The organism is Paenibacillus sp. p3-SID1389, assembly GCF_025151705.1.
Classification (GTDB): domain Bacteria; phylum Bacillota; class Bacilli; order Paenibacillales; family Paenibacillaceae; genus Fontibacillus; species Fontibacillus phoenicis.
The window spans coordinates 1-18,188 of sequence record NZ_JALXVO010000043.1; the positions used below are offsets into that span (position 1 = coordinate 1).

Below are 18,188 nucleotides of genomic sequence, written 5' to 3' on the forward strand. Positions count from 1 at the left end.
AACTACGGGGCATTGGCATCCTGATATCGCAAGAAAAACTTCCGCTAAACGCGGTCTGTCTACTTTGAATGTACGTCGATAGACGTTTTTTTTAAGATATCAGAAAGTATAAACTACGGGGATTGGCATCCTGATATCGCAAGAAAAACTTCCGCTAAACGCGGTCTGTCTACTTTGAATGTACGTCGATAGACGTTTTTCTTATGCCCCAAGGTCGGAATAAATTGGAAATGCACAGTGAACCCTAATAAAAATCAACCCCAAAAGGAGGAGTAGGCATGAGATCGGGATCCTCTTTAAGAAACGTGGACAGCCATGCATTAATTCATGAAGCGGTGCTGGAGGAGGCCAAGGAACTAACGGAGCTGCTCGCACGCTGCCTGAGTAGGGGGGAACAGGAGAAGGCGCTGGAGCTCAAACGCAGCTGAAGGACATGATTGTTGCCTTGACCCGGGACCTTCAGCTGCTGCGGGAGCTGCTGTCGGGCACACGCAAAAAGGGAAGGCCAGAAGGACTGAATCCCTCTGGCCATCCCTTTTTTAATATTCCGCTAGGCGAGCTTCTTCGTGTATAAAATGCCGATCGTTTTGGCGCCGCAGTGGCTGGAGATGACGCAGCCGGCGTTGGACACCGCAACCTGGCGGGCGTTCGTTTTGGCCTCTAACGCTTCCTTCAGCACCTTCGCGTCCTCATCTGCCAAAGAGTGCGTCACGAAGATAAGATCTTTATCCATCTCGGATAGATGGCTAAGCGCATTGTTTAACAGCTGATCCAGCGCTTTTTCCCGGCTGCCGCGGATTTTGTAAGCCGGAGTCATTTTTCCGTTCTCGACCTTGATGACGGGCCGGATTTTCAGCAGGCTGCCAACGATGTTCTGCATACCGGAGCAGCGGCCGCCCTTATACAGATAATCCAGCGAATCGATGACAAATTCGGTCTCGACCTGCGGACGAACGGCCGTCAGCAGGGCAACGATTTCCTCAACGCTCTTGCCTTCTGCAGCGGCGTTAACGGCTTTCATCACCTGCAGACCGATGCCGGTCGATAAATTCAGGGAATCGAACACCGTCACCATCCCTTCGGCAAATTCGTCTGCGGCAATCAGCGCATTCTGATAAGTTGAGGACAGCTCTGAGGACAAGCTGATATAGAGAATTCTCCGGCCTTCCTCAATATGGGGACGAAACGCTTCGATAAAATCCGCCGGTGACGGTGCCGCCGTCTTAGGCAGCTTGCCCGTCTCATCGACTTTCCGGTAGAGCTCGGGCACCGTCAGATCGATCCCGTCCTTGTAGGTTTGTTCCGAAAACGTAACATACAGAGGCACAATGCCGATGTCGTACTGCGCAATCCATTCAGCGGGGAGATCACAAGTGCTGTCAGCAAAAATTTTAATGGAACCCATATAAATCCTCCTAAACGTCATGGTTATCTATGGGACTTATGAAGCCGCCGATTTTCTTGTATACATAATCGCGACGGTATGGGGGCCGCAGTGGCTCGAAATCACGCAGCCGGCTTCCGCAACGGCGACTTCTCGTACACCGGTCTGCTCCCGCAAAATCACGGCCAACCGATGCGCCTCCTCCTCCGCGAGCGTATGCGCGACCAGGATCAGATCCTCGTCCATGTGATCCTTGTCGGCCAGGGCATGATCAAGCATGAGCTGCACGGCTTTCTCCTTGCGGCCCCGTACTTTGTAAGCCGGGATGATGTTCCCGTCCACCAGCTTCAGTACCGGCCGAATTTGCAGCAGGCTGCCGATAAAATTTTGCATGCCGGAGCAGCGACCGCCTTTGTACAAATATTCCAGCGTATCAATGACAAACTGCGTCACCACTTGGGGGCGTAAGGCGGCAACTTGTCCAGCGATTTCTGCGGCTCCCCATCCTTTCTCGGCTAGGCGCACGGCCTTCATGACGAGCATTCCGATTCCGCTGCACAGGGTCAAGGAATCCACAATGTGAATCCGGCCCTCGGGAAATTCCGCTGCTGCGATTAGCGCGTTCTGATAGGTGGACGACAGCTTGGACGACAAGCTGATATACACGATGTCCATTCCTTGATCGATGTAAGGGCCAAAGGCGCTCATAAAATCTTTCGGGGACGGTGCTGTTGTCTTAGGCAATTGTCCCTCGGCCTCCACTCGGCGATAGATATCGAGCGGGGTAATGTCGATGCCGTCCCGGAACGTTTCATTGCCGAATACGACGTAAAGTGGAACCAGGCCGATGTCATACCGTTCGATCCAACCGGCTGGCAGATCCGAGGTACTATCCGCAAAAATTTTCACTTTAGACATAAGCAGTCTCCTTGGGTAGTTGATGCAAATCACATGTAATGTAAAAGATGAACTTTCATACATTCTATCAAAAAGAACAAGACAAGGAAAAGCCCCAAGACCGACCAAAGACCCGCGGGGTTTAGGGCTTTCGGCAGCTGTCCGCGATGGACGCCGCCGATTCGAGGGAAAGCTTACATGGTACCGCGTTATCCTAGGCCGTGAGGCTTCCAAGCACGATTAGCAAGATGAAGAGAACGAACGGCAAGACCGAAAAAATCGTGCCTAATATCGCAAACACTTTCCTCCGATTACGGATCGCCAAGCCTACGATGCCCAGAATCAATCCAATCAAGTCCAATAAGCCGGAAATCAGGAACAGCAGAACGCCAAGCACGGTCCCGCTTCGCTGCATCAGGTCTTCGGCGATGACCTCCGCAGGCTGGTCCACGAGATCCATCGCTGTAGAAATAATCAGTGCCAGCGCAGCGATATAGCCAATTACGGCAAGTAAGCTGAGTACGAAGGAGGCGATGCCGGGGCCGGAGAATTTCATCCGGTTTGTTGGCTCGTGGGGGGCAAAATAGGGTGATACAGGATCTTGCTCCGATTGACGATAATCCATCCCAAAACTCCTTTATAGACAGTAATGTAAACCTATTCAAGACCATCTTCAAATATCCTCCTGAAAATTGCAAGGATATTTTTGGTTGAAACGGTGGTGGAAATCAGGCTAAACCCTGCGGTATGATGGACACGAAGGCTATGGGACATGATCAGAAAGGGGCGAAATCGATAGTGCAGCGAAAATATGCGGGGATCGGAGCGATTGTCATGCTTCTCTCCGTGGCGTTTGGTGCGTTTGGCGCCCATATTTTGAAAGAGCGGATCGGGGATGCAGCAATCGGCACCTTTGAGACCGGAGTCCATTATCAAATGATTCATGGCATCGCCATGCTGCTGACCGCGTTATTTGCCGCGAAGTGGGGGGATTCCAAGCGGCTGCTGTGGAGCGGACGGTTATTCCTGATCGGCGTGATCTTATTTTCAGGCAGCTTATATGGCCTTGCCACCTTGGACTTACGATGGCTTGGTCCGGTGACACCGCTTGGCGGCGTATCATTTCTAGCAGGCTGGCTGCTGCTCGCACTGGAAGCCTGGAAGGCGGCACCTCGGGCTGGAGCATAAAGCTTAAGGAGATTCAAGCCCTAAAAGGGCTGGCGCAACCTGCATCTGCAGGAACCGCCAGCCCTTTTTGCTGCTTTTATAATGAAATGATTTACGTATCCAAAAAGTCGATGATCTCGCTCAGTTTTAGCGTGTATACCTGCTTCTCGTCGACGTGGTATACGCTCACCGCGTAGGTTTCCGGAAGGAAATTTAAGATTCGGCACGGCATACTCGTCCGCTTACCGTTACGATTGACGTACAAACGGACAAGCTTATTGCCTGTAATATAGTTTTGAATCCAGGCTTGGAATTCATCGCTTGTCGCCAGCTCCTTGAAGTTGCTCGAAGCCGGCTCGCTTTTCTTCTTCTCCACCACAGCGGGTTGTTTAGACGTTTCTTTGCCGTTATTCTTAGCCTTGACGGCTTGGGCGGTTTCGATGCGGGACTGCGTGCGGGAAGCTAAGGTAGATTCAATAATTCGTCCCAGCTCGATTCCGGAGTTGATGCGGTAATCTATAATGTCAGGGCTGTCGTTCAGCAGCTTCAACAGCGCTTGCAGAGCCAGCGGGTTCGTTGTCCCTTTGACTAGAATTTCGACGTTAAATAAATAGCCCACTTCTTCTTGATTATGATGTTGACCGGTTTGATTTTCCATAATTCCCCCACAGTGATTTCAAGTTAGGCAGAGAAAGGTCATCTTTTTCTGTTGAAAATCCTCAATAATAATAGCACCACTATGACAACAATCATAGCCCAAACATCAAGAAATTTACACAAATCTATACATCTATGGATCTTTTGTTTCACCCCGCCTGAATCAGGGTAAGATAATGACAACATTTTATTGAAGAAAGCAGGGGATAAGGATGGCCAAATCGGAAGCCAAACCAGCAAAGAATACGAAGAAATCCAGCCTGGAGCAACTGCTGAACGAACAAGTTGCCAACCTGAACGTGCTTTATGTGAAGCTGCACAACTATCATTGGTATGTGAAAGGGACAAATTTCTTTCGGCTGCACGCCAAATTTGAGGAGTTGTATAATGAAGTTACTGAACAAATGGATGCCATTGCCGAGCGAATGCTGGCGCTGAAGTGGAACCCGGCAGCATCGCTGGAAGAGTATCTGGACCTGGCCACCATTCAGGAGGCAACCGGGAAGGAGGAGCCGCAGGCGATGGTTCAGCATGTGCTTGAGGACCTGGCGACCTTAACGGAGGCGTACAACGAAGGGATTGGTCTCGCGGATCAGGTGGAGGATAACGTCACCAGCGATTTGTTAACCGGTTATCTTGGCAAATGGGAAAAACACATGTGGATGCTCCGGGCGTATTTGGATTGATAGCTCTTACCGGAGTCGAAGACAGCACGCATTCCAAGAGGGCTTGGCCGCAAACGCGGGCCGGGTCCTTTTGCATTCTGTGACAACGATATTGCATAACGGTGAACATCCGCCGCCATACGTTGCTTATGCCAATAAAGTAGGTTAGAATGAAGTGAGAATCAGTGAGAATCACTTAGAATTATTCTAATGTGATAATTGTTATGATATAATGGCAAGAACAAGGGCGGCGGCCCTAAGCAAATAACGTTAATTTTCGTGAATGGAAGGAGCAGTTACATGGCAACGCATTTTGTAGTTGAGGGTTTGAAAGCAACAATCGAGGAGAAGGAGATCCTGAAAGGGATTAACCTTGAGATAAAAGGCGGGGAAATCCACGCCATCATGGGACCAAACGGAACCGGGAAAAGTACGCTGGCTTCTGCGCTGATGGGTCATCCGAAGTATGAAGTTACGGATGGTAAAGTGACGCTGAACGGGGAAGACGTGTTGGAGATGGCCGTTGACGAACGCGCCCGCGCCGGTATGTTCCTGGCGATGCAATATCCTAGCGAAATCGCTGGCGTAACGAATGCAGACTTCCTGCGCAGTGCCATTAATGCCCGCCGCGGCGAAGGGAACGAAATCTCCCTGATCAAATTCATTCGTCAAATGGAAGAGCAAATGAAAGTGCTGGAGATGAATCCAGAGTTTGCGCACCGTTATTTGAACGAAGGCTTCTCCGGCGGGGAGAAGAAGCGGAACGAAATTTTGCAAATGCTGCTGCTGGATCCGAAGATCGTCATTCTGGACGAAATCGACTCCGGTCTTGACATCGACGCTTTGCGGATCGTGGCGAATGGTGTAAACTCCATGCGCAGCGAAGACCGCGGCTTCTTGATTATTACCCACTACCAACGTCTGTTAAACTATATCAAACCGGACTACGTTCACGTGATGATGCAAGGCCGCATCGTGAAATCCGGCGGTCCTGAGCTTGCCGAGCGCCTGGAAGCGGAAGGTTACGATTGGGTCAAGGAAGAGCTGGGTATCGTGGACGAAACAGTTGGTCAAGAAGCCTAAACGGAAGGAGGAGTAGAGAATGACGACACAAACCGTACTTCCGGTAGAAGCGGAGCAATTGAAACAACTGTCCGCGAAGCGCGGCGAACCGGACTGGCTGACGGACAGCCGGACGAAGGCGCTGCAGCTGGCGGCGGAACTGGAACTGCCTCAATTGGAGAAGACGCGGATTGACCGCTGGGATTTGAGCAACTTTGGAACGCTTGCTGAAGCTCGGGTTGAAAATCCGCAGCAGTTGCCTGACAGCATCCAATCGTTGGTGGACTTGACTGAGCAGAGCAATTTGCTTGTTCAACGGAATGCAGATACCGTATTTACTAAGTTGGCACCGGAGCTGGCGAGCCAAGGGGTGATCTTCACCGATTTGGAGACCGCCGTGCGGGAGCATGGGGATCTGGTGAAGGCGCACCTGCACAGCGTGATCAAGCCGGACGAGAATCGGCTGGCAGCTTTGCATGCCGCGTTGTGGAATGGCGGGGTTTTCCTGTACGTTCCGAAGAACGTGGTGATTGATACGCCGCTGCAAACGATTTTCCTGTTGGATGATGCAGGTTCTGCGTTCACGCCTCACGTCCTGATCGTGGCGGACACGAACAGCCAAGTCACCTACGTGGATAACTATATTTCTGTGAATCTGAATGGAAGCATCGTGCATAACGGTGCAGCCGAAGTAATCGTGAAGCCGGGCGCCAAAGTCCAATTCGCTACGGTGCACCATTTGGCCGAGCAAGCGACGGATGTGACATATCGCCGCGCCGTTGTTGAGAATGACGGCAGCATCGAATGGATCATCGGCGAGATGAACAATGGCGATTCGGCAAGCGAAACGCTGTCGATCTTGAAAGGGAACGGCTCGAACTCTGATGCGAAGGTCATCACCGTTGGTTCGGGGAAACAACGTTTGAACTATACGACGAAGGCCGTACATTACGGGAAGAGCTCGAACAGCCAAATGATTACCCGCGCGGTGATGCGGGAAGAAGCTACGGCGATTATTAACGGGATCACGAAAATTGAGAAAGGTGCCACGAAAGCGGACGGCCAGCAAACCGAGAAAGTGCTCATGCTGAGCCCGAAAGCCCGCGGTGATGCCAACCCGATTCTGCTGATTGACGAAGATGACGTTTCCGCAGGACACGCCGCTTCCGTTGGGCAGGTGAACCCGGAACAAATTTACTACTTGATGTCCCGCGGGATTACCCGTGCAGAGGCGGAACGCTTGGTGATCTACGGCTTCTTGGCGCCGGTGGTTTCGGATATCCCGCTGGAACCGTTGCAGAAGCAACTGCAAGGTCTGGTGGAAAGGAAGCTGGGACAATGAGTATCCATGCTGAAGAGCTCAAGAAGCAATTCCCGATTCTGCAGCAAGAGATAAACGGGCATCTGCTCGTTTATCTCGACAGCGCGGCTTCCTCGCAGAAGCCGGCCGTCGTGATCGAAGCATTAAAGCATTATTACGAATGGGATAATGCGAACGTGCATCGCGGCGTCCACACGCTGGGCAGCCGGGCGACCGATGCTTACGAGAACGCCCGCGAGAAGGTAGCCCGATTTATCGGGGCTGCGCGCCGGGAAGAGATTATTTTTACCCGGGGCACAACGACGTCGCTGAATTTGGTTGCATCCTCTTACGGAGCGGCGAATGTCGGTGAAGGCGACGAAATCGTCATTACTCCGATGGAGCATCATAGCAATTTGATTCCTTGGCAGCAATTGGCGTTGAAGAAGAAAGCTGTATTGAAATATATCCCGCTGCAGCCGGACGGTCATATCGATTTGGCGGATGCGGAGAAGACGATTACTCCCAAGACGAAGATCGTGGCGACCGCCTACGTATCCAACGTCCTGGGCGTTGTTAATCCCGTCAAGGAGCTCGCGGCGATTGCTCATCGCAACGGGGCGGTTATGGTTGTTGACGGCGCGCAGAGCACCCCGCACATGAAGGTTAACGTACAGGAGCTGGATGCTGATTTTTATGCTTTTTCCGGCCACAAAATGTGCGCACCAACTGGAATTGGGGTACTCTATGGAAAGAAGCATCTGCTGGAAGCCATGGAGCCGATCGAATACGGCGGAGAAATGATCGACGATGTCGGATTGTATGAATCAAGCTGGAAGGAGCTTCCGTGGAAATTTGAAGGCGGGACGCCAATTATCGCGGGTGCGGTTGGGTTGGCGGCAGCCATCGATTTCCTTGAAGGCATCGGGCTTGAGGAAATTCACCGGCACGAGTCCAAGCTTGCCACTTATGCGATGAACCGCCTGTCGGAGATCGAAGGACTCACCCTCTACGGACCGCGCGAGCGTGAAGTAGGGCTAATCACCTTCAATCTGCAGGACATTCACCCGCATGATGTTGCGACCGTGCTTGATGCTTCCGGGATCGCCATCCGGGCGGGTCACCACTGCTGCCAGCCGCTGATGCGTTGGCTTGAAGCAAGCGCAACGGCTAGAGCAAGCCTGTATTTATACAATACGGAACAGGATATCGACCGACTGGCGGAAGCTTTAATCCAAACAAAGGAGTATTTTGGGTGATGCAACTAGACGATTTATACCGCCGTGTCATAATGGATCATTATAAAAATCCGCGGAACCGCGGGAAGTTTGAGGAAGGCGCGCTGACGGTCGATTTGAACAATCCGACCTGCGGCGACCGCATTTCCTTGCAGTTGATTGTGGAAGGAGACGTCGTCAAGGACGCCCGCTTTACCGGGGAAGGCTGCTCCATCAGCATGTCGTCGGCTTCGATGATGACGGAGGCCGTCAAAGGACGGACGATCGAGGACGCGATGGAGCTAGCTGGACGGTTCTCCCGGCTGATGATGGGAGAAACGGTGGAGTTTGACGACTATGAAGATCTTGAGGCCTTATCCGGCGTTAGAAAATTTCCTGCCCGCATCAAATGCGCTACGTTAGCTTGGAATGCGCTGAAAAAAGGAATCCAAGCGGAAATCTAATCCCCTGAGGAGGTAGCCGAACATGGCCAAAAAAGCACCGGAATTAGAAGAGTATAAATACGGTTTCCGGGATGAACACAAGGCGATCTTTCAATCCGGTAAAGGCTTGACCCGTGAAATCGTAACGGAAATCTCCCGTATTAAAGGCGAGCCGGAGTGGATGCTTAATTTCCGCCTCAAATCGCTTGAGCAGTTCGAGAAAATGCCGTTGCCGCGTTGGGGCGGAGATTTGAGCGAGCTCGATTTTAACGATATTCAATACTACGTGAAACCATCTGAGAAACAAGGTAAGACGTGGGAAGAAGTCCCGGCAGAAATCAAAGAAACGTTTGATAAGCTGGGGATTCCAGAGGCCGAGCAGAAGTTCCTGGCCGGCGTCTCCGCGCAATACGAGTCGGAGGTCGTATACCATAGCATTCAGAAGGACCTGGAAGATCAAGGGGTTATCTTCATGGATACGGATTCCGCATTGCGTGAGTATCCGGAACTGTTCAAAGAGTACTTCGGTACGGTAGTTCCTGCTGCGGACAACAAGTTTGCGGCTCTGAACAGCGCCGTATGGTCCGGGGGAAGCTTCATTTACGTGCCAAAAGGCGTGAAATGCGAAGTGCCGCTGCAGGCTTATTTCCGGATCAACTCGGAGAACATGGGACAATTTGAACGTACGCTGATCATCGCCGACGAAGGCAGCTTTGTGCATTACACCGAAGGCTGCACGGCGCCGATTTACAGCACGAACTCGCTGCATAGCGCGGTCGTGGAAATCATCGTGAAGAAGGACGCTCGCGTTCGCTACACGACGATCCAGAACTGGGCACCAAACATCTATAACCTGGTTACGAAACGTGCGGTAGCCGAAGAGAACGCAACGATGGAATGGGTTGACGGCAATATCGGCTCGAAGTTGACGATGAAGTACCCAGCCGTTATCTTGAAAGGCCGCGGCGCGAAAGGCAGCGTGCTGTCCATCGCCGTTGCCGGCAAAGGTCAGCTTCAGGATGCCGGTGCGAAAATGATCCACCTGGCGCCGGATACAACGTCGACGATCGTGTCGAAGTCGATTTCCAAACATGGCGGTAAGGTTACTTACCGCGGTCTCGCTTCCTTCGGCCGTCAAGCGGAAGGCGCGAAATCGAACATCAAATGCGATACGCTGATTCTCGATAACGAGTCGACGTCGGATACGATCCCATACAACGAGATCATGAACGACAACATCACGCTGGAGCATGAGGCGACCGTATCGAAGGTGTCGGAGGAGCAGCTCTTCTATCTGATGAGCCGCGGTCTGACCGAAGAAGAAGCAACGCAAATGATCGTTATGGGCTTTATCGAGCCGTTCACGAAAGAGCTGCCGATGGAATATGCGGTAGAGATGAACCGCTTGATCAAATTTGAGATGGAAGGCTCGATCGGTTAAAAGTTTAGGCCAAACGAAAGGAGAAGCCCCTGAGCGGGACTTCTCCTTTTTTTTGCGTGGTTGGGCTCTACTGGCGGATCGTTACGCTGGTTCCGATCGGCACGATCCGGGCTAGCTCGATGACGTCCGGGTTATACATTCGGATACACCCGTGTGAAACCTCTTTGCCGATGGAGGAAGGATCATCAGTGCCGTGGATCCCGTAATGGGGCTTGGACAAGCCCATCCAATAGGCGCCAAACGGCCCGCCGGGATTGGGGGCTTTGTTGACGATGGTATACGACCCTACAGGGGTTTGCGTGAGCATGGTTCCGATCCCAACCGGAAACCCACGTACGACGTTGTTGTTATCCAGCAGGTACAGCATGCGATCCGATATATCCACGATGATGCGGTAATTGGGCATGTAGGCGCGCCTCCCGTTGTTTTTTGCTAGTGTATGACGGGTAGGCATAAGTTGGTTGGGCGAATGCGTAAGAGCCGATCGCCAAGGCTTAAGGCAAAATAAAACCCGGGTCCTGTGCAGGCCCGGGAGAATTCCGTATTAGAGATATACTTCTGCGATTGAGGTTTCGCGTTCTTTGGACAGGTCGACAAATCGGGAATCCGTCTTGACCAGCGGACGGAAGAAGTCCGTTTGATTCGTCATGACGATAGAACCGATCTCGCCGGTGCTCAGCATCACTTTCTTGCCGATGAAGTTCGGCAACAGATGACGGATCAATGCTTGCGTTGGCTCCGGGCTCAACTGGCCGAAGCTAAGGCTGTTTAACTCGCGCAGCACGGACAGCAGCTCCTGCTTCGAGCGGTAGACCCGGTTGGAGGTCATCGCCGCATACACGTCTGCAACCGCGGCGATCTTGGCGAACGGATGGATATCCTTGCTTGTTAAGCCATGCGGATAACCGCTGCCGTCCTCCCGTTCGTGATGCTGCAGCGCCACCAAGGCCGAAAGCTCGTCTCCGGTAGAATTGAGAATAATGTCATGACCGTATTCGGAATGACACTTCACTTCTTCGAATTCCTCCGGCGTCAGCTTGCCGGGCTTGGATAAAATGCTCTGTGGGACCTTGCTCTTGCCGATATCGATCAAGTAGCCGGCTTTCCCAGCCTTGTAGGCTTCTTCCTTAGGATACCCTAACCAGGAGGCGATATAATAACTGAGCATGCCGACTTGCATGGAATGATGGTAAGTATAATTGTCACCGTCACCAATCATCAGCAATAAAGAGACGACGTCCTTCTGGTTATCCAGTTCTGAGATCATCGGCTCTAACAGCTTGTCCACTTTCGCTTCGTCGATCGTCCCGTTCGTTAGCGCTTTCAGGAACAGTTCCTCGAAACCGTCAACGGCTTCATCCATATATGGCTTGGCCCGGAAGGCAGGATCCGAAGGGAATTCGGCGTCTAAGGTTTGCGGTTCGATATCTACGTAGTCGATCCCATGCTGCATTAGCTTAACGATGGAATCGCTGCTCAATTCACAGCCTTTCTGCAAAACAAAAACGCCGAAATGATTAAATACGTCATGTTGGAGACGGTCGCCTGGACTGAGCTCCATAATATGTACTTTCAAAGACGATGACACCTCGTAATCTTCCTGTTTTTCTTAATCATATCAGGAAACAAATGGGTTGACAACGAAATTGTTAGGTTTGTCAATCACCCGAAAGGAGGTGTTCTCCCGGTACACGAGGGTCCCACGGACCAAGTCCATGGCCCTTCCACTCCGAACCGTCTTCCCAGATTTCCTTTTTCCAGATCGGGACAATCTGCTTAAGACGTTCAATCGCGTAGCGGCTGGCCTCGTAGCATCCGGCCCGGTGAGGTGCCGATACGGCGATGACGACACTGATTTCCGCGATATCCACGCGACCGATCCGGTGGCTAATCGCACAGCGGGTTCCTGGCCAGCGCTCCGTGATCTCGGCGCCGATTTGGCGCAGCTTGGCTAAGGCCATCGGCACATAGGCTTCGTATTCGAGATGGACGGTCCGTTGACCTTGCGTCCATTCCCGGGTAGTCCCGGTGAACGTTAGAACGGCGCCATGGTCGGGGGTGATAACCTTAGCCGTGATCTCCTCCACGGACAGCGGTTCTTCCGTGATGATGTACAGTTGATCGTCCGCCGGATCCGAAGCATCGTTCGAACTCCATTCTCCGCCGGATACCGGCGGGATCAGTGCGATCTCGTCCTCCGCATGGATGGGCGTATCGCCTGCAGCGTACTCCTGATTTACCGCAACGAAGGAGGCGGAAATCAGCGCAGCTGCTGAGGGATAAGCCTCAGCTAACGCTTCCTTTAACGAGGCTGCTGTAATTGGACGTTCTGGATAAGGGTATGCAAAGCTTAAGGTTGACGTACCGATCCGGTCCGCCAACCCGGCAAAAAGAGCAATTTGAATATTCATAGGAGTCTCCTCGGAATAGTTTGTAAGTAATATACATTATAACAAGACAACGATCAATTTTAAGGTATATAATACACATTGAACTCTAAAATTTAGAATAAGCCGAATAGATTGAGAGGGCAAGGAGGTAGTGCTTATGCCGGAGACGAACCAGGAAACGTTAACGATACTCTACACCAACGATATTCACAGCCATTTTGAAACGATGGGGCGCATCGCGGCGATGATTGATGAGTTGCGTGCCGAGGCGCCGGCTTCTACGCTCCTTCTCGATATCGGCGACCATATGGACCGGGCGGCGATCGAAACCGAAGGCACCTTAGGACAGGCCAATGTGGACGTGCTGAACCTAACGGGATACGATGCGGTAACGATCGGCAATAATGAAGGGCTGACCTTTACGCCGGAAATGTTGGGCCAGGCCTACGCCGGCCTGCACAGCTCCGTCGTTTGCGGAAATATCGTAGAGATGCGGACGGGACGGCCCCCAGCGTGGATGCAGAGCCGTCTGGTCGTGCACAAGCAGGGGTTTAAGATTGGGCTGGTGGCTGCGACGGCTGCGTTTGCTGAGTTCTATGAGCTGCTGGGCTTGGAATCCCTGAATCCGCTGGAAACGATCGCCAGGGATGTAAGTCAGCTGCGCGATGAGGTGGATCTGGTCATTGTGATGTCCCATTTAGGCCTGCCGATGGATCAGCAGCTGGCCGAGACGGTACCGGGCATCGACCTGATCATCGGCGGGCATACCCATCATTTGCTGGAGGAGCCGCTGCGCATCGGATCAACGATGGTTACGGCTGCAGGGAAGTTCGGCAACTACTTAGGGAAGGTTGTTGTTCTCCGGGAGGCCGTAACCGGACGGTTATCGATGGACGGGGTTTGCCTGCCTGTCCGGGAAGGGCCGAAGCTGGAGCAGGTGGAGACGGCCATCGCCTTGCAGAGAGAAGCAGCAAAGCTCCGGTTGAATCGCACGGTTGCGGTGACGGATCGCGAGCTGCCGGTGTCCTACGAGGCAGAATCTCCGTTTGGCAATCTGCTGGCTCAAGCGGTGCGCCGTCATACCAACAGCGAATTTTCTCTGGTGAACAGCGGTCAGTTGCTCGCTAGCCTGCCGGCTGGAGAGATCAGCGAAGGAATGCTGCATGAACGTTGCCCTTCGCCGATTAACCCTTGTACGATGCGGCTGTCTGGGGAAGATATTTTGGCAAGTCTGGAGGAATCGCTGCTTGAGGAGAAGAGGGGTAAATTCATTATGGGATTTGGCTTTCGGGGAAAGGTGCTTGGCGGCATTTGCGTTGACGGATTGGAGATTGAATACAACCCTGACGCTCCCCCTTTCGAGCGGATCATCCGGGCAAGCGTTGCGGGCAAGCCGTTGCGGAGCGACCAGACGTATCTCGTAGGCACGCTGGATATGTTCACCTTTGGCGTCGGTTATGAACGATTAAAGCGGGGGACGGAGAAGCGTTATATGCTCCCTGAATTTTTGCGCGATCTGCTCCGCTTTGAACTGCAGACGGCCGGCGCAGTGGATACCTGTTTTCAATCCCGGTGGAAAAAAGTAGAATAACTATAGCACGAAGTCACACTCGATCAGGAGGAACGAATGAGTCTTATTGTCTCGATTATTTTAGCCATTGTGGAAGGTTTAACCGAGTTTATTCCGGTCTCGTCGACGGGACACATGATATTAACTGCCAAGCTGATGGGATACGATGATCAGTCGCCGGAGATGAAGACCTTTGAAATCGTCATTCAGCTTGGGGCGATCCTTGCCATGGCCTGGGTTTACCGGGAACGGATCTTAAATCTGCTTGGCTTAAGCAAAAAAATAACGGTCGTTGACCTGAACGCCCCGAAGGGCCGTCTTAATTTAATCCATATTCTGCTGGGGATTGTGCCGGCGCTGGCTGTCGGATTTTTCTTCCGCGATTTTATCAAAGGCCTGTTCAGCTCGCAGACGGTATTGTGGGCGCTTGTCGTTGGCGGCCTATTCATGATCTTCGCCGAATGGTTTAATAAGAACAAAGCGGAGGTTACTGCGCAAGAAATGGATCAGCTGACCTATAAACAAGCGCTTCTGATCGGGTTGTATCAGTGTATCTCCGTGCTCTGGCCCGGCTTCTCCCGGTCCGGCTCGACGATCGCCGGCGGGATGCTGAGCGGTGCCAGCTACAAAGCGGCTGCCGACTTCTCGTTCCTTATCGCCATCCCGATCATGTGTGCGGTGTCCGCTTACGAAATGCTGGATTCGTACCGCTATTTGACGTCCGAAACGATCGGGTATTTCTTGATCGGTTTTGTGGTTGCTTTTGTTGTGGCCTATGTGGTCGTACTGGCGTTCTTAAAGCTCATCCAAAAGGTGCAGCTTCGCCATTTTGCTTATTATCGGTTTGTTTTGGCCGCCTTGTTCTGGATCTTTATTATGCGTTAATACAACACTTCAAGGGCGGGCAGTATTTCAAGCTGGAATGAAATCCAGGAAAAAGATTTATAATGAGGACGGGAGAAACGTCATCTTACGACAGTAGATATGTCCGCTTTCGCACTCCATCCGGATTGCGGGAGCGGACGGAATAGAAATGGTGGTAGTGGATAATGAGAAAACAGACGATAACGATAAATGAAGGCATTCGGCCGATCAGCCCGAGTTATGATCCATGGGACCCGATTTTGTCCCTGCGGGAGTTTGGTCGTCATGCCTTAACCAGCGTCGAGCTGACGGTAACGAATTTATGCAATATGCGTTGCGAGCACTGCGCGGTTGGCGACAGTCTCGTGCTGAAGGAACCCGAGCAGCTTCCGCTGCCGCTGATTCTGAAGGCGCTGGATGAAGTTGAACATTTGCAGACGATTAGTATCACGGGCGGCGAGCCGACATTTCGGCGCCAAACCGTGGAGGAGAAAATTATCCCGCTGCTGAAATACGCCAAGGAGCGCGGGATTCGTTCGCAAATCAATTCCAATCTGACATTAGACTATGAACGTTACGAGAAGCTGCTTCCTTATTTGGATGTGATGCACATCTCGTTTAACTATACAAGCGAACGCGATTTCCATGAGATCGGATTCGCTCGCAGCGGACACCCGGTCAAGCCGGAGGTCGCTTATAAAATGTACGAGACGATGATTGAGAACACACGCAAACTCAGCGAAGCGGGCATGTTCGTGTCTGCCGAGTCGATGATTAACTATCGGACGCACCGCAAACTGCCGGAGATTCATCGCATGATCGTAGAAATGGGCTGCAAAAGACATGAGGTCCATCCGATGTATGCGGCCGATTTTGCCGAAGGGTTGCCTGTGCTGGCGTTAAGCGATATGCGAGCGGCGATCCACTCGCTGCTGGACGCTCGGGATCCGGACGTATGGATGCTGTTCGGAACGCTGCCTTTCTTTGCTTGTAACGGGAATGAAGAAGACTTGCAGCTGCTGCGCAGGCTGCGGAAAGAGCCTAACGTGACCGTTCGCAATGATCCGGATGGACGTAACCGCGTAAATGTGAATATGTTCACCGGGGATGTCTTTGTAACGGATTTTGCTGCCATCCCGGCCTTTGGCAATGTGCGGGAAGGGAAGCTGGACGAGATCTTCAGCCGCTGGCTGACGGAGCATCCATTAAACCAGAAGGTCAACTGCCACTGCGATGCGGCTGGTTGCTGCGGCCCGAATCTCTTGGTTGCGGACATGTATTATCAAGATACGGATTTTAAATCGCGTAAAGCGGCTGCTCTATAAGTAGAACTAAACTAGAAAAGAGGCGTATGACATGCCGGTAGCCCTCGATGCTCATACCAATTTTGAAATCGGCAAGCTGATATGGAACTTACTGATCGTCCTAATTCTCGTCTTCTTAAACGGATTCTTTGTGGCTGCCGAATTTTCGCTCGTGAAGGTTCGCCAATCCCGGCTGACTCAACTGGCCCGGGAGGGCAACCGCCGGGCGAATTACGCACTGAAGGTCAATAAGCGGCTCGACACCTACTTGTCGGCGACACAGCTTGGCATCACGCTGGCATCGCTGGGGCTCGGGTGGGTCGGAGAACCTGCGGTGTCCGAGCTTTTAATTGAACCGCTGATGCATAAAATGGGCGCAACCGATCCCACTCTGATCTCCACGGTCTCGGTGGCGGTCGGTTTTGCGATCATTACGTTTTTACATATTGTGATGGGGGAGCTGGCTCCAAAATCGCTGGCGATCCAAAAGTCGGAAGCGGCGTCCTTATGGCTGTCTTGGCCGTTGTTGATGTTTTATCGCTTATTCCTTCCCGTGATCTGGCTCTTGAATACAGCGGCAAACGGCGCGCTCCGGCTGATTGGAATTGAACCGGCCAGTGAGAGCGAGGCGGCGCATTCCGAGGAAGAAATTCGCATTCTCATGGATCAAAGCGCCAAAAGCGGCGTCATCGATAAAGATGAAATGAAGCTGGTGGACAATATTTTCGACTTCTCCGACATGCTGGCCCGTGAGGTCATGCTGCCGCGGACGGATATGGATTGCTTGTACACGAATTTGAGCTGGGAAGATAATATGAAAATCGTAGCCAACACGAAGCACTCCCGCTATCCGGTTGCCGTCGAGGATAAGGATCAGATCATCGGGTTCGTACATATTACCGACCTGCTGCTGCCCGATTCGGAGAAGCCGCTTCGTTTGGAGGAGATGGTTCGCCCGATCCTGAACGTGCCGGAGTCGATGGAAATCAGCCAGGTGCTTCGCTTGATGCAGAAGAAGCATTCTCAAGTAACGCTTGTCGTCGATGAATACGGCGGAACGGCCGGACTGCTGACCGCGGAAGAAATTCTCGAGGAGATCGTTGGCGATCTCCATGACGAGTTCGAGGATGAACGTCCGGATATCGAGAAAATAACGGATGATGTCTATTCGGTGGACGGCCGCTTGTTGATCGAAGAAGTCAATGAACTGGTCGGCAGCGACATTGAAGACGAGGAAGTGGACTCCATCGGTGGCTGGTTGTTTAAGGAGTTGGAAGGCACCCCGGCCAAAGGCAAAAGAAAACAGGTTGACCGCTTCTTATTCGAGGTTGAGGAAGCCAGCCGATTGCGCATCACGCGCGTGAAAGTCATCCGCCTCGTTGTCGAAGAGCCGGAAGAGGAAATCGAAGAGGAATAAAGCCGGACAAGCTTCATCCGGCTGCATAACGCTGTCCCTGGGATTCAGGGGCGGCGTTTATTTTTTTGTAAAAATACGTCTCTTCTGGTTCATTATTTGGGCGATTGTCATATGTTATAGGTAGGATGCAGGGAAAATTTGGTGGCTTGCCTGCATGACCAATGCTTGAAGTAAGGAGGAAGTTTCTTTGAACCATCCTCAAGAACGTGTGTGGACCCCGTATATTGGCCCATTCGATCCGTGTCCGCCGATCACGCAAAAAACCTACAGCACCCCTCCGCAGCTGTTTATCCACTTTCAACCTCCGAATTTGCCGCAGTTTAGCCCGATGGACGCCCTGAGACACGGTACGTTATGGCCGGCTTTGTACAGCCCTTATGAATCCAAATGGGGAAAAGGACGGTGATCCC

Annotated in this window: 20 protein-coding genes; 13 read left to right on the forward strand and 7 right to left on the reverse strand. The window is 52.2% G+C overall.

The annotated features are described in order from the left end of the window. Positions 1 to 278: 278 nt before the first annotated feature. The gene (locus M3G15_RS16215; RefSeq protein ID WP_260071496.1) at positions 279 to 428 is read left to right on the forward strand and encodes a hypothetical protein; all 150 of its coding nucleotides are present in this window, start codon (positions 279 to 281) and stop codon (positions 426 to 428) included. A gap of 122 nt (positions 429 to 550) precedes the next feature. Here M3G15_RS16215 and M3G15_RS16220 read toward each other — a convergent pair whose 3' ends face one another. The 3 genes from M3G15_RS16220 to M3G15_RS16230 form a co-directional block, all read right to left on the reverse strand. After that, positions 551 to 1,405 (reverse strand): DegV family protein, encoded by an 855-nt coding sequence (locus tag M3G15_RS16220; protein ID WP_009227079.1) that lies wholly within the window; start codon positions 1,403 to 1,405, stop codon positions 551 to 553. Between the two features lie 36 nt (positions 1,406 to 1,441). After that, positions 1,442 to 2,302: a DegV family protein gene (locus M3G15_RS16225; RefSeq protein WP_009227080.1), complete on the reverse strand. Its 861-nt coding sequence runs from the start codon at positions 2,300 to 2,302 to the stop codon at positions 1,442 to 1,444. A 193-nt stretch (positions 2,303 to 2,495) separates the two neighbouring features. Continuing rightward, complete coding sequence (locus M3G15_RS16230; protein WP_009227081.1) at positions 2,496 to 2,906, reverse strand: hypothetical protein; 411 nt, start codon at positions 2,904 to 2,906, stop codon at positions 2,496 to 2,498. 173 nt (positions 2,907 to 3,079) lie between these two features. On the opposite strand from M3G15_RS16230, the gene M3G15_RS16235 reads away from it, so the two are divergent. Then, on the forward strand, positions 3,080 to 3,469 hold the full coding sequence (locus tag M3G15_RS16235) for a DUF423 domain-containing protein (RefSeq protein WP_260071497.1): 390 nt from the start codon (positions 3,080 to 3,082) through the stop codon (positions 3,467 to 3,469). Positions 3,470 to 3,560: 91 nt separating this feature from the next. Here M3G15_RS16235 and M3G15_RS16240 read toward each other — a convergent pair whose 3' ends face one another. Further along, positions 3,561 to 4,106: a hypothetical protein gene (locus M3G15_RS16240; protein WP_260071498.1), complete on the reverse strand. Its 546-nt coding sequence runs from the start codon at positions 4,104 to 4,106 to the stop codon at positions 3,561 to 3,563. Between the two features lie 211 nt (positions 4,107 to 4,317). On the opposite strand from M3G15_RS16240, the gene M3G15_RS16245 reads away from it, so the two are divergent. The 6 genes from M3G15_RS16245 to sufB all read left to right on the forward strand — a co-directional run bounded on the left by M3G15_RS16245 (position 4,318) and on the right by sufB (position 10,233). Beyond that, entirely contained in the window at positions 4,318 to 4,791 is a 474-nt protein-coding gene (locus tag M3G15_RS16245) for a Dps family protein (RefSeq protein WP_009227084.1), read from the forward strand. 279 nt (positions 4,792 to 5,070) lie between these two features. Continuing rightward, positions 5,071 to 5,853 carry a Fe-S cluster assembly ATPase SufC gene (gene sufC / locus M3G15_RS16250; protein WP_036646691.1) on the forward strand — a complete coding sequence of 261 codons (783 nt, stop codon included), beginning with the start codon at positions 5,071 to 5,073 and terminating at the stop codon, positions 5,851 to 5,853. Between the two features lie 19 nt (positions 5,854 to 5,872). Beyond that, positions 5,873 to 7,174, forward strand: coding sequence for a Fe-S cluster assembly protein SufD (sufD, locus tag M3G15_RS16255; protein WP_260071499.1), 1,302 nt, complete (start codon positions 5,873 to 5,875; stop codon positions 7,172 to 7,174). Then, positions 7,171 to 8,391 carry a cysteine desulfurase gene (locus M3G15_RS16260; RefSeq protein ID WP_260071500.1) on the forward strand — a complete coding sequence of 407 codons (1,221 nt, stop codon included), beginning with the start codon at positions 7,171 to 7,173 and terminating at the stop codon, positions 8,389 to 8,391. The genes sufD and M3G15_RS16260 overlap by 4 nt, the downstream gene beginning before the upstream one ends. Next, on the forward strand, positions 8,391 to 8,813 hold the full coding sequence (gene sufU / locus M3G15_RS16265; protein ID WP_036646693.1) for a Fe-S cluster assembly sulfur transfer protein SufU: 423 nt from the start codon (positions 8,391 to 8,393) through the stop codon (positions 8,811 to 8,813). The genes M3G15_RS16260 and sufU overlap by 1 nt, the downstream gene beginning before the upstream one ends. A 22-nt stretch (positions 8,814 to 8,835) precedes the next feature. After that, complete coding sequence (gene sufB, locus M3G15_RS16270; protein ID WP_009227089.1) at positions 8,836 to 10,233, forward strand: Fe-S cluster assembly protein SufB; 1,398 nt, start codon at positions 8,836 to 8,838, stop codon at positions 10,231 to 10,233. 67 nt (positions 10,234 to 10,300) lie between these two features. Here sufB and M3G15_RS16275 read toward each other — a convergent pair whose 3' ends face one another. The 3 genes from M3G15_RS16275 to M3G15_RS16285 all read right to left on the reverse strand — a co-directional run bounded on the left by M3G15_RS16275 (position 10,301) and on the right by M3G15_RS16285 (position 12,644). Next, positions 10,301 to 10,639: a L,D-transpeptidase gene (locus tag M3G15_RS16275; RefSeq protein ID WP_009227090.1), complete on the reverse strand. Its 339-nt coding sequence runs from the start codon at positions 10,637 to 10,639 to the stop codon at positions 10,301 to 10,303. Positions 10,640 to 10,777: 138 nt separating this feature from the next. After that, positions 10,778 to 11,809, reverse strand: a complete 1,032-nt coding sequence (locus tag M3G15_RS16280; RefSeq protein ID WP_260071501.1) for an HD-GYP domain-containing protein — start codon at positions 11,807 to 11,809, stop codon at positions 10,778 to 10,780. A gap of 82 nt (positions 11,810 to 11,891) precedes the next feature. Next, complete coding sequence (locus M3G15_RS16285; RefSeq protein WP_009227092.1) at positions 11,892 to 12,644, reverse strand: molybdenum cofactor biosynthesis protein; 753 nt, start codon at positions 12,642 to 12,644, stop codon at positions 11,892 to 11,894. Positions 12,645 to 12,780: 136 nt separating this feature from the next. Here M3G15_RS16285 and M3G15_RS16290 point away from each other — a divergent pair, with 136 nt between their 5' ends. The 5 genes from M3G15_RS16290 to M3G15_RS16310 all read left to right on the forward strand — a co-directional run bounded on the left by M3G15_RS16290 (position 12,781) and on the right by M3G15_RS16310 (position 18,184). Continuing rightward, positions 12,781 to 14,214, forward strand: a complete 1,434-nt coding sequence (locus M3G15_RS16290) for a bifunctional metallophosphatase/5'-nucleotidase (protein ID WP_009227093.1) — start codon at positions 12,781 to 12,783, stop codon at positions 14,212 to 14,214. A gap of 36 nt (positions 14,215 to 14,250) precedes the next feature. Next, entirely contained in the window at positions 14,251 to 15,078 is an 828-nt protein-coding gene (locus tag M3G15_RS16295; protein ID WP_009227094.1) for an undecaprenyl-diphosphate phosphatase, read from the forward strand. Positions 15,079 to 15,242: 164 nt separating this feature from the next. Next, positions 15,243 to 16,382: a radical SAM/CxCxxxxC motif protein YfkAB gene (gene yfkAB, locus M3G15_RS16300; RefSeq protein ID WP_009227095.1), complete on the forward strand. Its 1,140-nt coding sequence runs from the start codon at positions 15,243 to 15,245 to the stop codon at positions 16,380 to 16,382. Positions 16,383 to 16,413: 31 nt separating this feature from the next. Then, positions 16,414 to 17,778, forward strand: coding sequence for a hemolysin family protein (locus M3G15_RS16305; RefSeq protein WP_009227096.1), 1,365 nt, complete (start codon positions 16,414 to 16,416; stop codon positions 17,776 to 17,778). A 187-nt stretch (positions 17,779 to 17,965) separates the two neighbouring features. Further along, positions 17,966 to 18,184, forward strand: coding sequence for a spore coat associated protein CotJA (locus tag M3G15_RS16310; RefSeq protein WP_009227055.1), 219 nt, complete (start codon positions 17,966 to 17,968; stop codon positions 18,182 to 18,184). Positions 18,185 to 18,188 lie beyond the last annotated feature (4 nt).